The organism is Sphingomonas kyeonggiensis (assembly GCF_014196745.1).
Lineage (GTDB): Bacteria > Pseudomonadota > Alphaproteobacteria > Sphingomonadales > Sphingomonadaceae > Sphingomonas > Sphingomonas kyeonggiensis.
In genome coordinates this window covers 19,378-32,785 of record NZ_JACIEH010000004.1, presented here as the reverse complement: position 1 = coordinate 32,785, position 13,408 = coordinate 19,378, and the positions used below count along the sequence as shown (strand labels likewise).

The following is a 13,408-nucleotide window of genomic DNA, read 5'->3' as shown; positions in this document are numbered from 1 at the left end:
GTTTCCCAGTGCGATGCTATCGCAGCGCATTCTCTGCACAAGCGGCAATTTGGACCGGATCAGACGAAGCTGTACGGGTCCACGTCCACTGCCACGCGCACCTTCTGGCTCCAGCTGAGCCCGCCCAGCCAGTCGCGCAGCACCTGCTGCACGTCGAAGCTCCTGCGCGCATGGACGAGGAGGCGATACCGGTGCCGCCCGCGCAGCATCGCCAGCGGGGCTGGGGCGGGGCCATAGACGTGCATGTCCTCGCCGATCTCGGGCGCGGTGCGGCCGATCATCCGTGCGGTCTCCTCGGCGGCGGCGCGGTCCTCGCTCGAGACGATGATCGCGGCATAGCGGCCGAAGGGCGGGGCATCGGCATCGCGGCGCGCCTCGGTCTCGGCGGCGTAGAAGCTCTCGGCATCGCCCGATACCAGCGCCTGCATCACCGGCGCGTCGGGGGCATGGGTCTGAATATAGACGGTCCCCGGCTTCTCGCCGCGCCCGGCACGGCCCGACACCTGCATGATCTGCTGGAAGGTGCGTTCGGACGCGCGCAGGTCGCCGCCGTCCAGCCCGAGATCGGCATCGACCACGCCGACCAGGGTGAGGTTGGGGAAGTGATAGCCCTTGGTCACCAGCTGGGTGCCGACGACGATGTCGATCGCGCCATGCTCCATGCGGCTGACGAACTCGGCCGCCTTGGCCGGCGACCATAGCGTGTCGGAGGTGACGATCGCGGTGCGCGCCTCGGGCCACAGCGCCGCCACTTCGTCGGCGATCCGCTCCACGCCCGGCCCGCAGGCGACCAGCGTGTCCTCGCTCTTGCACTCGGGGCACAGGCTCGGCGCCGGGATGGTGTGCCCGCAATGATGGCAGGACAGGCGCTTGAGCAGCCGGTGCTCGACCATCCACGCGGTGCAGTTCGGGCATTGGAAGCGGTGGCCGCAATGCCGGCAGAGCGTCAGCGGCGCATAGCCGCGCCGGTTGAGGAACAGCAGTGACTGTTCTCCCCGCGCCAGCGTCTCGTCGATCGCCTTGACCAGCGGCGGCGCCAGCCAGCGGCCACGCTCGGGCGGCGCCTGGAGCATGTCGACCGGAATGATCTCGGGCATCTCCGCCGCGCCGTAGCGGCCGGGCAGCTTGAGCTCCTCATAGCGGCCGAGCTCGACCTGGTGGCGCGTCTCGATCGCCGGCGTGGCCGAGGCGAGCAGCACCGGGCATTCCTCGAACCGCCCGCGCATCACCGCCACGTCGCGGGCGTGGTAATGGACGCCGTCTTCCTGCTTGAAGCTGGTCTCGTGCGCTTCGTCGACGACGATCAGCCCCAGCTTCGGATAGGGCAGGAACAGCGCCGAGCGCGCGCCCACCGTCACCAGCGCCTCGCCGCTGGCGATCGCCCGCCAGGCGCGGCGCCGCTGCGAGGTGCGCAGGCCCGAATGCCAGGCGACCGGATCGCAGCCGAAGCGCTTCTCGAAGCGCGTGAGGAACGGCTCGGTCAGGGCGATCTCGGGCAACAGGACGAGCGTCTGCTTGCCAGCGGCGATGGACGCGGCGACCGCTTCGAAATAGACTTCGGTCTTGCCCGATCCGGTCACGCCGTCGAGCAGGAAGGGCTGGAAGGCTTCGGCGCCCACTGCCTGGCGCAGGATCGATGCGGCATCGGCCTGTTCGGGGTTCAGGTGCGGCGGGGCGAAATTGGGGTCGGGCAGCGGATAGGGCGAGTCGGTGTCGACCACCACCGGCTCGATCGCGCCGACCTTCACCAGCCCGCGGATCACCGCGTCGGAGACGTCGGCGACCAGCGCCAGCTCCTTCACCAGCCCCTGGCGCTCGCCGATCCGTTCCAGCGCCTGCGCGCGCTGCGGGGTCAGCCGGTCGGGCACCTGGCCGGTCGCGCGATATTCGGTGATCGTCGGTGCGCTCTCGAACGCGGCGGAGGTGCGCAGCGCCATCGCCAGCACCGCCGAGGGCGGGCTCAGATAATAGTCCGCCGTCCATTCGACGAGCCGGCGCACCGATGCCGGGATCGGCGGCGCGTCGGCCACTGCCAGGATGTTGCGCAGCCGGTTGTCGCCGATCTCCTCGGTCGGCAGCCGCTCGGGCTCCCAGACCACCCCGGCATATTGGCGCGGCCCGATCGGCACGACGACGATCGACCCCGGCGCGACCTGCATGCCGGCGGGCACGCGATAGTCGAGGGGGCCGAGCGCGGGATGCAGGACGAGAATGCGGGCGCGGGACATGGGACGTCCTCATATGGGGTTTTGCGCGCGAAACGGAATCCCCGTATCGTCCCGCAATCCATTCTGCTCCTTCGCCAAAAGATTGTCGGGAGAATCTCATGCTGTTCGCCGCCGCCCTGCTGCTCGTCCAGACCGCGCCCGCCGCGCAGACTACGGCCTGCAAGGCAACCGATGCCAGCCTGCCGACCGGCCTGCTCGGTTGGGTGAAGCCCGGTGATGCTTTCACGCCCGGCAAGGCGGTGGAACTCGACACGATCAACGCCGCCGCGCTCAAGGGCCTGCCTGCCGGCAGCAAGCCGGGCAGGGCGGCGACGATCGGCTTCCGGATCGAGACCGCGGGCGTCTACGGCATCGCGCTCGATCAGGGCGGCTGGATCGACGTGCTGCCCGGTGCGGAGGGCGGTGCGGCGCTCACTTCGGTCAAGCACGGCCATGGCCCGGAATGCTCGACGATCCGCAAGATCGTCCGCTTCCAGCTCACGCCCGGCCTCTATCGGCTTTACGTCTCGGGCCTGCCGGGCGCGAAGGTGAAGGCGATGCTCGTCGCGGGCGAATAGGCCTGCGTCAGGGCCGCAGCGTCAGCCCGATCGTCATTGCGTGATCCATCTGGTCGCGTGCGCCGCCTCGGCCGAAGCGATACTGGTTGAGATAGCCGATCTCGCCGCGCAGCTGGCGCCCGATCGGCACGCCCAGCCCGATATTGGCGCGCACCCGCTCGATCCCGCCGCGCTGGCCCCAGCCGGTGGTGTTGAGGTTGAGGAAGGTCTCGTGCGTCGCGAACAGGCCGAGCTTTCCCGGGATCAGGTCCGTGTTGAAGCGCAGCTGCCCGCGGACCCGGTGGCCGATCTCCGGCCCCGAGCTGTTGAAGCGCTGCTCCAGCCGCACCCGGGTGGCGAAGCCCGCGCCCAGCGGCACGATCACGTGCTGGCGGATACGCTCCTCATTGGGCAGCGTGCGGTCGCCGACGAAGTCCTCGACGTGCCGATAGCCGATGGCGACTTCGACCTTGCCGATCTTCCGGGCGAACAGCCCGCCGATCTCGGTATGGGCCAGGCCCTTCGCACGGTCGCCGAATCGGGCGATGCTCTCCACCGTCGCCTCTTCATGCGCGCCGAGGCGCATCACGCTGCTCGCCTGGAGCCAGAGCTGGTCGTCGGTCTGCTGGGCGAGCGCCGGCGCGGCGAGGCACAACAGGGGCAAAGCGAGAAACGCGCGCATCCGGCCTAAACGCATCGTCTTCATTTCGGTGCAAGCTTTACTTGTCGGAATGAGAACATTGATGGAACATTGATGTGTTCGGAAGGGGAGCGGCGATGATTCTCACGGCTTTGGCGATCGGCATGGCGGCGCAGGGCCGCTGCACCGCGCTGGATACCCGGCTTCCCAGGCCGCTCGCCGGCTGGACGCGGGACGGGCGCGGGCTCGATACCGGCCATGCGGTGACGCTGCCGGCGCGGGGCGGTACCGTCGAGACGCGGGTCACCATCCGCAAGCCGGGCAGGGTGGGCATCGCGATCGACCAGGACGGCTGGATCGATGCCTTTGCGGGCAGCGGCAAGCGCGCGCTGCGCATGGCGTCGGAAAGCCGCGGCCCGCGCTGCTCGACGATCCGCAAGATCCTCTATTACCGGATGCGTCCCGGCACCTATCGCGTCACGGTGAATCGGCTTAAGGGCGGTCGCGCAAAGCTCATGCTCACGCACGACTGACAAGGATTTGAGATGAAGTTCTTCGCCGACACCGCCGACACCGCCGACATCCGCGACCTGGCCGATACCGGCCTGCTCGATGGCGTCACCACCAATCCCTCGCTGATCCACAAGGCCGGCCGCGACTTCCTCGAAGTCGTCAAGGAGATCTGCGAGATCGTGCCGGGCCTGCCGGTCTCGGCCGAAGTCGTCGCGCTCGATTTCGAGGGCATGATGCGCGAGGCGGAGATCGTCCGTAAGGTCGCCGACAATGTCGCGGTCAAGGTGCCGCTGACCATCGAGGGCCTCAAGGCGTGCAAGGCGCTGACCAGCGACGGCACGATGGTCAACGTGACCCTGTGCTTCTCGGCGAACCAGGCGCTGCTGGCTGCCAAGGCCGGCGCGACCTTCATCTCGCCCTTCGTCGGCCGTCACGACGATATCGGCTATCCGGGCATGGACCTGATCGCCGACATCCGCACGATCTACGACAACTACGCCTTCGAGACCGAGATCCTGGTCGCCTCGGTGCGCAACCCGATCCACGTGCTTGAGGCCGCCAAGATCGGCGCCGACGTGATGACCGCTCCGCCGGCGGTGATCCGCCAGCTGGTCAAGCACCCGCTGACCGACGCCGGCATCGCCTCGTTCATGGCCGACTGGGCCAAGACCGGGCAGAAGATCGGCTGAACCCTTAATTCCTCCCCGAGCTTGTCTCGGGGAGGGGGACCATTCGCGTAGCGAATGGTGGAGGGGCCGCCGGGGAACCCGGCGGACTGCGTCCGCCGCCCCTCCACCGCCTTCGGCGGTCCCCCTCCCCCAGCAAGCTGGGGGAGGAATTGTGCTACAATCCCCCCATGCCCGACCCCGCCCTCCCGCTACTCTACGCACAGCACCTCGCCCGCGACCGGCGGCGCTCGGCGCACACGGTGCGGGCATATGGCGCCACCGCCGAGCGGCTGGTCGCGTTCCTGCAGAATCATTGGGGCGGCGCGGTCACCCGTGAGGGACTCGCGAAAACCACCGCGACCGACCTGCGCGCCTATCTCGCCCATCGCCGCGGCCAGGGCCTGACCAACGCCTCCGCCGCGCGCGAGCTTTCCGCGGTCCGCGGCTTCCTCAAATTCACCGCCGGCGACGAGGCCGAGCTACCGCGCCTCAAGGGCCCGCGGGTCAAGAAGGGCATACCCCGCCCGATCGCCCCGCACGAAGCGGTGGCGCTCGCCGAGACCGTATCCGAGGACGCCCGGGAGCCCTGGATCGGCGCGCGCGACTGGGCGGTGCTGCTCCTCCTCTACGGCGCCGGCCTGCGCATCGGCGAGGCGGTCGCGCTCACCGGCGCCGTCCTCCCGCTCGGCGAGGCGATGCGCGTCACCGGCAAGCGTGACAAGACGCGGATCGTGCCCCTGCTCCCCCAGGTGCGCGAGGCGATCGAGGCCTATGCGAAGCAATGCCCGTACGGCGTCTCGCGCGACGCGCCCCTGTTCCGCGGTGCCAAGGGCGGGCCGATGCCCCCCGGCGTGATCCGCAAGTCGGTCCGCGCCGCGCGCACCGCGCTCGGCCTGTCCGATCGGACCACCCCGCACGCGCTGCGCCACAGCTTCGCCACCCACCTGCTCGGCCGCGGTGCCGATCTGCGCGCGCTGCAGGAGCTGCTCGGCCATGCCAGCCTCAGCTCGACCCAGGTCTATACCGCAGTCGATGCCGCGCATCTGCTCGACGTGTACCGCAACGCCCACCCCCGCGCCTGATCTCCATCAGGTACAGCGCCTTCGTCATCTGTTAGGCTGGCGTAATGAACGATCCCTATCTCGCCGATGTCGCCGCCGTCCAGCGCATCCCGGAAGTCGAGTCGATCCTCGCCGAGCTGTGCGAACTGACCGGCATGGGCTTTGCCGCGGTGGCGCGCGTCACCGCGGATCGCTGGATCGCCTGCCAGGTGCTCGACAGGATCGAGTTCGGGCTCGACGCCGGCGAGGAGCTGGCTATCAAGACGACGATCTGCGACGAGATCCGCGACAGCGGGCGCGGTGTCTTCATCAACGACGTCGATGCGGACCCCGCCTGGCGCACGCACCACACGCCGGTGCTCTACGGCCTCAAAAGCTATATCTCCTGGCCGATCATCCGCGGCGACGGCAGCTTCTTCGGCACGCTCTGCGCGATCGATCCGGTGTCGCGTACCGGCCTGGCGGCGCTGGTGCCGCAGATGGAGGCCTATGCGCAGATCATCGCCGACGAGCTCGACCGGCTCAGCCTCGAGGCTTCCAGGTGAGCACCCGCCACAGGTAGATCACGACCACCGATCCGATGATCGCGAACACCATCGGCGCCACCCAATGCTCGATGTCCTCGATCGTGGCGCCCAGCGCATAGCCCACGCCGACCAGGATGATGTTCCAGATCAGGCTGCCCACGGCGGTATAGCCGACGAAGCGCCAGAAGGGCATGTGCATCAGCCCGGCCGGGATCGAGATGATCGTGCGTCCCACCGGCATGAAGCGGAAGATCAGCACGGTCGGCCCGCCCCAGCGATCGAAATAGGCCTTGAGCTTCTCGATCTCGTGCCAGTCGAGCGTCAGCCAGCGGCCCCAGCGGTCGATCATCGGCTTGAGGCGCTGATAGCCGAGCCGCCGGCCGATCTCCCACCAGAAGAGATTGCCCACCACCGTGCCCGCGGTGCCGACCAGCACCAGAAGGGTGAAGTCCATCTGCCCGCGCGCGACGGCGATGCCGCCCACGCTCATGATCGCTTCGGAAGGGATCGGCGGGATCACATTCTCCAGCACCATCAGCCAGAAAATGCCCCAATAGCCCCAGGAAACCGCGTCCCACATCTACGCTGCACCGATCATTTGCTTACGCGGCTTTCCCCTGTCGGTTCCCCGGCGAAGGCCGGGGCCCGGTTGCAATGTCGTTGGAGAGGCACCTGCGCCTCACCTGGTTCGCCGATGCCGGACCCGGCCTTCGCCGGGGAACACGCACGGGCGAGATTTCACCCTAGCCCCGCTCGGCGACGCGGCGCTCGATCGCCTGCCAGATCACCGCGCCGGTATCGGTGCCGTTGAACCGGTCGATCGCGACGATGCCGGTGGGGGAAGTGACGTTGATCTCGGTCAGCCACTCGCCGCCGATCACGTCGATGCCGACGAACAGCAGCCCGCGCTTCTTCAGCTCGGGCCCGAGCACGTCGCAGATTTCCTGCTCGCGCGGCGTCAGCTCGGTCTTGGCGGCACTTCCGCCCACCGCCAGGTTCGATCGGATCTCGCCCTCGCCCGGGATGCGGTTGATCGCGCCGGCCACGTCGCCGTCGACCAGCACGATGCGCTTGTCGCCCGCCGCCACCGAGGGGAGGAAGGCCTGCACCATGTGCGGCTCGCGCCAGGTCATGTTGAACACTTCGATCAGCGCGGAGAGGTTGGCGCCGTCGCTGCCCACCTTGAAGATCGCCTTGCCGCCATTGCCGTGCAGCGGCTTGACGACGATCTCGCCGTGCACCGCCAGGAAGGCGCGCGCCTCGTCCAGACTGCGCGTGACCAGCGTCGGCGGCATGAACTGCGGATAGTCGAGGACGAAGATCTTCTCGGGCGCGTTGCGCACGCTGGCCGGATCATTGACCACCAGGGTGCGGTCGGCGATCCGCTCGAGCAGGTGCGTCGCGGTGATGTAGCCCAGGTCGAAGGGCGGATCCTGGCGCATCAGCACGACATCGGCTTCCTCGCCGAGATCGAGCTGCACCGGCTCGCCGAACTGGAAGTGATCCCCGGCGACGCGCTGCACCGTCACCGGATGCGCCTTGGCCCATACCCGGCCGGCCGAATAGTTCAGGTCCTCGGCGGCATAGTGGAACAGCTTGTGCCCGCGCGCCTGCGCCGACAGCATCAGCGCGAAGGTCGAGTCTCCGGCGATGTTGATCGCATCGAGCGGGTCCATCTGCACGGCGACAATGAGCGACATTCGGCCTCCTTCGAGAAAACGCTGTAGGTGACTTATTCGAATAAGTCACCCCATCCAGGCGTTCTCGATATGGCGAGGCAGGGTGCGGGGGGCAATGAGGATTACGTCGACCCGGATATCGTCGTTCGGTCCGGCATAGCGCTGCATCAGATACTCGGCCGCCGCCGCGACGCGGGACAGGCGGCGCTCGTCGATCGCGAAGTCGAGCGCGGCGGCGGTGGCGCGGGTCTTGACCTCGACGAACGCCACCAGATTGCCCTTGCGCGCGACCAGATCGACTTCGCCCGCAGGGGTGCGGACGCGCCGGTCAAGGATGCTCCATCCCTTCAGCCGCAGCCACCAGCCGGCGATTCGCTCCCCGCGCCTGCCCTCGATCTCGGCCTTGCGCCGCTGCTCGAGCGTCTTGCGGGGGCGGGGCCGGTTCATGCTGTTCGACCGCGCCGGCGCGGGCGCATTGCAAGAACGTCGCGGGCAATTCCGGTCGCCGTTTCTTTCATTACGACCCCGTTCCATCCTGTCCGTCGAGGCTCGCTGGGGTTCCCGCTCCGGATGCCGGAATCCGGCTGTCGCGGTGCATCATCCGGCCAGCTTTCCCGCCTCGGGCGGAAAGCCGCGAATCGCAGGTTTTCCGGTGCTTGCGGCAGGGTCATCATACCGTCCTGTGGCCGTCTTCGCGGCCATGCGTTGCCGCAGCGCGGCGATCCGTTGGTCGTCTTGCTCTCACGACTCGCACCTGTGGATAACTTTGGTTACCATCTCCAGACCGAGTCGCACCGAACCGGGTTCATCGGCGCTTCCGGGGGGTCTGCATCCAATGGAATCGAACGAACGCTATTATCGGCGTCGCGCCGCTCAGGAACTTGCAGCTGCCAGGCGCGCCATGACGGAAGCCGCCGCGCTCCGTCGCCGCCAGCTCGCGGAAACCTATCTCAAGCGCCTGGCCGAATTGACCGGTGCAGACGAGATGCGCCTGCTCGAGCAGGAATACGCCTAGGCCAGGCTCGTCATCCCGGCGAAAGCCGGGATCTCAGGCGAAGGCGCGGGGAAAAGAGCCGCACGAGATCCCGGCTTTGGCCGGGATGACGGGTTAAGGGCGCGTCGGGGCAATCACCCCTTCATCTCCATCGCCCGCGCATAGAGCGCCTTGCGATCGAGCCCCAGTTTCTTCGCCACTTCGCCCGCCGCCTTGCTCGCCGGCAGCCGGGTCAGTGCCTCGGCGAGCGCGGCATCGGCATCGTCGGCACTGGCCGGGGCAGGGGCGCCCGGCGGGGCCACCACCACGACGATCTCGCCCTTGGGCGGCGCCTCGGCATAGCGTTCGGCGAGCTGGGTGAGCGAACCGGTCACGCATTCCTCGAACTTCTTGCTGATCTCGCGCGCCACCGCCGCCTCGCGGTCGCCCAGCCCCTCGGCCAGCGCGGCCAGGCAGGCCGAGAGCCGCGGCCCCGATTCGTACAGCACCAGGGTGGCGCGCACGCTGGCGATCTCGGCGATCGATTCGGCCCTAGCCTGTTGCTTGCTCGGCAGGAAGCCCAGGAACAGGAAGCGGTCGGTCGGCAGGCCGGCCAGCGTCAGCGCCGCGATCGCCGCGCAGGGGCCAGGGATCGTCGTCACCGTATGGCCCGCCTCGCGCGCGTCGCGCACCAGCTTGAAGCCGGGATCGGAGATCAAGGGCGTGCCCGCATCGGAGACCAGGGCGATCGCCTCGGTCGCCATCCGCGCGACCAGGCCGGGGCGCACCGCATCGGCATTATGGTCGTGATAGGGGAGCATCTTCCCCTTCTGGCCGAGGTGGCGAAACAGCCCGGCTGTCACACGGCTGTCCTCAACCGCAACCAGATCGGCGTTCAGGAGTATCTGGCTGGCGCGCGGTGACAGGTCACCGAGATTGCCGATCGGGGTGGCGACGATATAGAGGCCGGGCGTAAGAGCAGAGTCCATCGGGGAGAGTAAATGGCAGACGCGACCGTGAATCCGCAACGGGGCATCCTCCGCTGGGCCGCTTTAGGGCTCGCCGCGCTCCTAGCCGCCTGCGCCAGCGGGCCGCGCGTGGTGCCCGAATCGCGCCCCGCGCCGACGGTGGAGGTGCCGCGCGAGCGTCCCTCGACGCGCCCGATCACCCCGGGCCTGCCCCAGGATGTCGAGCGGCACCGCGTGGCCCTGCTCGTGCCGATGACCGGCACGAACGCCGGCGTCGGCAAGTCGCTGGCCAATGCGACGCAGCTCGCGATCCTCGATACCCGGTCGGACGTGCTGCGCATCACCACCTATGACACCGCCGGCGGTGCCGCCAACGCGGCGCGCCAGGCGATCGCCGACGGCAACAAGCTGATCCTCGGCCCGCTTCTCGCCGAGGAAGCGCGCGAGGTCGCGCCGATCGCCCGCGCCGCGCGCGTGCCGGTGCTCAGCTTCTCGAACGACACCGCGGTCGCCGGCAACGGCACCTATCTGCTCGGCTATTCGCCGGCCCAGTCGATCGAGCGCGTGGTCGATTATGCCCGTGCCCAGGGCGTCACCAACTTCGTCGGCCTGATGACCTCGGGCGTCTATGGCGAGCGCGCCTCGACCAGCTTCCTGCGCGCCGTCGAAGGGCAGGGCGGCAAGGTGCTGGCGATGGAAAGCTATGACGGTCGCCCCGGCTCGATGACCAGCGCGATCACCAAGCTTTCGCGCACGCCCTATCAGGCGATCCTCATCGCCGGCTCGGGCGCGAGCGGCGTCGCCGCGGCGCCGATCATCCGCAAGTCGGTCGGCGGCAAGACCTCGCGCATCCTCGGCACCGAGCTGTGGAACACCGATTCGGCGATCGGCGCCAATGCGGTGCTGAGCGGGGCCTGGTTCGCCAGCGTGCCCGACAATTACTATCGCACCTATGCCACCAAGTACCGCACCCGCTTCGGCGCGGCGCCGTACCGCCTCTCGACGCTCGGCTATGACGCGGTGCTGCTCACCGTGCGCATCGCCCGCGAATGGCGCCCGGGCGACATCTTCCCCGAACGCCGCCTGACGGCTCCGGACGGCTTTGGCGGCCTCGACGGTGCCTTCCGCTTCGGCCGCGACGGCATCGCCGAACGCGCGCTGGAAGTGCAGGAGGTCAAGGCGGGCACGACGGTGACGATCTCCCCGGCGCCCACGGGCTTCGGGAACTAGGACGGAAGCGTCATCCCGGCGCCTCCAATCCGTCGCCCTGGCCGATAACCGTCATCCCGGCGAAAGCCGGGATGACGACTAGAGTTGCAATGTAGGATTTCGCCTGCTCCATGCTGGTGGATGCAAGCCAGCTTCCCTTCCCGCACCGATCGCGCCTGCCGGCGGCCCATGCCGGGAAGGGGGAAACCGGGGCAGCGTAGCGTATGCTTCGTAAACTTCCGCGCCCGCGCCGGCCCCGAATCGGGGGCGACCGGGGCTAGGCCAGCACCACCTCGCGCAGGATCGCCTCGAGCACCGGCATGCCGGCATCGGTGACGACCAGCCGGGTGCCGGCCCGGACCACCAGGCCTTGCCTTTCCATCACCGCCAGCGCCTTGTGGTCGAGCGGCGCGTCGGGGATGCGGGCCAGGTCGACGCCTTCGGCCAGCCGCAGCCCCATCACCAGCGCCTCGACGCCGCGGTCATGCGGGTGGAGCGGGTCCTCGCGCTCCATGCCATGGCCGTTGCGCCCCAGCGCGCCCAGCCAGTTCTCGGGTTTCTTGTGACGCACCGTCGCCATGCCGCCGCGCCGGCCATGCGCACCGGGACCGATGCCGGCATAGTCGCTGTAGCGCCAATAGGTCAGGTTGTGCCGGCTCTCGGCGCCTGGCCGGGCATGGTTGGAGACTTCATAGGCCGGCAGCCCGGCAGCGGCGGTCATCGCCCGCGTCGTCTCGAACAGGTCGGCGGCCTGATCGGGATCATAGGCCTTGAGCTCGCCCTTCTCGAACAAAGTGGCGAAGCGCGTGCCCGGCTCGATGGTCAGCTGGTAGAGCGAGAGATGCTCGGTGCCGAAGGAAAGCGCGCGGGTGAGCTCCGCCTCCCAGTCGGGAAGGGTCTGGTCGGGCCGGGCATAGATCAGGTCGAAGCTGACACGATCGAACGCCCTTTGCGCGGTGTCCAGCGCTGCCAGCCCTTCGTCCACCCCGTGCGCCCGGCCGAGGAAGCGCAGCGCGTCGTCGTCCAGTGCCTGCAGCCCCAGCGACACCCGGTTCACCCCGGCCGAGGCGATATCGGCGAAGCGCGCCGCTTCCACCGAGGAGGGGTTGGCCTCCAGCGTGATCTCCACGCCCGGCTCGAAGCCCCAATGCTTCTCCGCCGCCTCGATCACTGCGGCGACCGTCTCGGGCGGCATCAGCGAGGGCGTGCCGCCGCCGAAGAAGATCGAGCCGAGCCTGCGCCCCGGCAGCTCGGCCGCCTCATGCGCCAGGTCGGCGAGCATCGCGGTGCGCCAGGCGGCCTGGTCGACGCTCTCGCGGACATGGCTGTTGAAGTCGCAATAGGGGCATTTCGACACGCAGAACGGCCAGTGCACATAGAGTGCGAGAGGGGCGGTTTCGGTGGTCATATGCCTGGAGCAGGTGGAGCGGGTAACGGGAATCGAACCCGTGTATTCAGCTTGGAAGGCTGCTGCACTACCATTGTGCTATACCCGCAAGAGCCTGATTGTTCGTCAGTTTCCTGCGTCGCTGCCGGCCTGCTCGGCAAGCCGTGGAGCAACGATGCGATCGCCCACTGCCACGACCTTGGGGCGATGGTCAACCTGCTCCCGGCATCGCGCGCAGATGCCCGTCGCTTCCGCCATGTGCTTCGGCGTCGCGAGGCCATGCCGCTCGGCCAGCGCGTCGAGCGCATCGAACGCCTCGGGGCACTCGATCAGCGTCACTTCGCCACAGGCGCGGCAGAGCAGCGCGATCCGCCGCGCGGCATCGCCGGCGACATAGCCGCGGGCGATCTCGATCTTGTGGATCGCTCCGCGTTCGGCGAGCTGGCGGATGGCCCGGAAGATCAGGCTCGGCGCCGCCGCCTCGCCGGCCCGTTCGAGCCGCGCGCGGATCTCGACCACCCTGAGCGGCCGCCCGGCATCCTGCAACAGGCGAAGGATCGCCTCGTTCAGCTGCCCGGCGGGGCGCCGCGTCTCAGCCATGGCGGTGGTGGCGGTGCCGCAGCCGCCAGTTGCGGACATGGCCGAATACCAGGAACAGGCTGCCGGCGATGGTCAGCGGCACTTCCTGCGGCGTCTCGGCAAAGGCCAGCGCCCCCGCCGCCAGCAGGGCAAGGCCGATGGCGCCGGCAAGGAGCGGCTGCCACAGCCGATGCCGCCAGGTCCCGACCAGTAGCGCCAGTCCCGAACTGGGCACCGCCAGCACCAGGATCCACAGGTGCAGCGTCTCGGGCAGCGCGACCAGCCGCGACAAGGCGGGCAGCGCCGCCAGCAGCAGCGGCAGGCCGGCGCAATGGATGAGGCACAGGACCGAGGCGCCGACCGCCATCCGCTCGACCCAGTCGATCGCGGAAGGCTCGGCCGCCGGTTGTCCGCAGCGCATGTCTTTACTCCAATAGTCT

General features: G+C 68.8%; 16 protein-coding genes and 1 tRNA gene. 7 read left to right on the top strand and 10 right to left on the bottom strand.

Translation table 11 applies throughout. The annotated features are described in order from the left end of the window. Positions 1 to 59: 59 nt before the first annotated feature. Positions 60 to 2,228, bottom strand: coding sequence for a primosomal protein N' (locus GGR46_RS21660; RefSeq protein WP_184000167.1), 2,169 nt, complete (start codon positions 2,226 to 2,228; stop codon positions 60 to 62). 98 nt (positions 2,229 to 2,326) lie between these two features. On the opposite strand from GGR46_RS21660, the gene GGR46_RS21655 reads away from it, so the two are divergent. After that, complete coding sequence (locus GGR46_RS21655) at positions 2,327 to 2,785, top strand: hypothetical protein (RefSeq protein WP_184000166.1); 459 nt, start codon at positions 2,327 to 2,329, stop codon at positions 2,783 to 2,785. Between the two features lie 7 nt (positions 2,786 to 2,792). On the opposite strand, the gene GGR46_RS21650 is transcribed toward GGR46_RS21655, so the two are convergent. Next, on the bottom strand, positions 2,793 to 3,446 hold the full coding sequence (locus GGR46_RS21650) for a DUF2490 domain-containing protein (RefSeq protein ID WP_184000165.1): 654 nt from the start codon (positions 3,444 to 3,446) through the stop codon (positions 2,793 to 2,795). A gap of 95 nt (positions 3,447 to 3,541) precedes the next feature. Between GGR46_RS21650 and GGR46_RS21645 the strand changes: the two genes are divergently transcribed. The 4 genes from GGR46_RS21645 (at position 3,542) to GGR46_RS21630 (ending at position 6,191) form a co-directional block, all read left to right on the top strand. Beyond that, positions 3,542 to 3,937, top strand: a complete 396-nt coding sequence (locus GGR46_RS21645; protein WP_246426300.1) for a hypothetical protein — start codon at positions 3,542 to 3,544, stop codon at positions 3,935 to 3,937. Between the two features lie 12 nt (positions 3,938 to 3,949). Further along, complete coding sequence (gene fsa / locus GGR46_RS21640; protein ID WP_184000164.1) at positions 3,950 to 4,606, top strand: fructose-6-phosphate aldolase; 657 nt, start codon at positions 3,950 to 3,952, stop codon at positions 4,604 to 4,606. Positions 4,607 to 4,773: 167 nt separating this feature from the next. Next, positions 4,774 to 5,667 carry a tyrosine recombinase XerC gene (locus GGR46_RS21635; RefSeq protein ID WP_184000163.1) on the top strand — a complete coding sequence of 298 codons (894 nt, stop codon included), beginning with the start codon at positions 4,774 to 4,776 and terminating at the stop codon, positions 5,665 to 5,667. A 44-nt stretch (positions 5,668 to 5,711) separates the two neighbouring features. Next, positions 5,712 to 6,191 (top strand): GAF domain-containing protein, encoded by a 480-nt coding sequence (locus GGR46_RS21630; RefSeq protein WP_184000162.1) that lies wholly within the window; start codon positions 5,712 to 5,714, stop codon positions 6,189 to 6,191. Here GGR46_RS21630 and GGR46_RS21625 read toward each other — a convergent pair. The 3 genes from GGR46_RS21625 to GGR46_RS21615 form a co-directional block, all read right to left on the bottom strand. Next, complete coding sequence (locus tag GGR46_RS21625) at positions 6,169 to 6,753, bottom strand: DedA family protein (RefSeq protein ID WP_184000161.1); 585 nt, start codon at positions 6,751 to 6,753, stop codon at positions 6,169 to 6,171. The genes GGR46_RS21630 and GGR46_RS21625 overlap by 23 nt on opposite strands. A 163-nt stretch (positions 6,754 to 6,916) precedes the next feature. Continuing rightward, complete coding sequence (gene gshB, locus GGR46_RS21620) at positions 6,917 to 7,873, bottom strand: glutathione synthase (RefSeq protein ID WP_184000160.1); 957 nt, start codon at positions 7,871 to 7,873, stop codon at positions 6,917 to 6,919. 45 nt (positions 7,874 to 7,918) lie between these two features. Then, positions 7,919 to 8,299 carry a YraN family protein gene (locus tag GGR46_RS21615; RefSeq protein WP_184000159.1) on the bottom strand — a complete coding sequence of 127 codons (381 nt, stop codon included), beginning with the start codon at positions 8,297 to 8,299 and terminating at the stop codon, positions 7,919 to 7,921. On the opposite strand from GGR46_RS21615, the gene GGR46_RS21610 reads away from it, so the two are divergent. Beyond that, positions 8,298 to 8,867, top strand: a complete 570-nt coding sequence (locus tag GGR46_RS21610; protein WP_184000158.1) for an alpha/beta hydrolase family protein — start codon at positions 8,298 to 8,300, stop codon at positions 8,865 to 8,867. The two genes, GGR46_RS21615 and GGR46_RS21610, sit on opposite strands and share 2 nt — an antisense overlap. Positions 8,868 to 8,980: 113 nt before the next feature. Here GGR46_RS21610 and rsmI read toward each other — a convergent pair whose 3' ends face one another. Beyond that, positions 8,981 to 9,814, bottom strand: coding sequence for a 16S rRNA (cytidine(1402)-2'-O)-methyltransferase (rsmI, locus tag GGR46_RS21605; protein ID WP_184000157.1), 834 nt, complete (start codon positions 9,812 to 9,814; stop codon positions 8,981 to 8,983). A gap of 12 nt (positions 9,815 to 9,826) precedes the next feature. On the opposite strand from rsmI, the gene GGR46_RS21600 reads away from it, so the two are divergent. After that, positions 9,827 to 11,023, top strand: a complete 1,197-nt coding sequence (locus GGR46_RS21600; protein ID WP_184000156.1) for a penicillin-binding protein activator — start codon at positions 9,827 to 9,829, stop codon at positions 11,021 to 11,023. Between the two features lie 256 nt (positions 11,024 to 11,279). Here the strand turns inward: GGR46_RS21600 and hemW are convergent, their stop codons facing one another. The 4 genes from hemW to GGR46_RS21580 all read right to left on the bottom strand — a co-directional run bounded on the left by hemW (position 11,280) and on the right by GGR46_RS21580 (position 13,389). Beyond that, a complete protein-coding gene (gene hemW, locus GGR46_RS21595) occupies positions 11,280 to 12,410 on the bottom strand; it encodes a radical SAM family heme chaperone HemW (protein ID WP_184000155.1) in 1,131 nt (376 codons plus the stop codon). 14 nt (positions 12,411 to 12,424) lie between these two features. After that, a tRNA-Gly gene (locus GGR46_RS21590) sits at positions 12,425 to 12,498 on the bottom strand. A gap of 17 nt (positions 12,499 to 12,515) precedes the next feature. After that, positions 12,516 to 13,028, bottom strand: a complete 513-nt coding sequence (locus GGR46_RS21585; RefSeq protein ID WP_184000154.1) for a Fur family transcriptional regulator — start codon at positions 13,026 to 13,028, stop codon at positions 12,516 to 12,518. After that, positions 12,982 to 13,389, bottom strand: a complete 408-nt coding sequence (locus GGR46_RS21580; RefSeq protein WP_246426299.1) for a MerC domain-containing protein — start codon at positions 13,387 to 13,389, stop codon at positions 12,982 to 12,984. Before GGR46_RS21580 ends, GGR46_RS21585 begins: the two co-directional genes overlap by 47 nt. Positions 13,390 to 13,408: the final 19 nt, after the last annotated feature.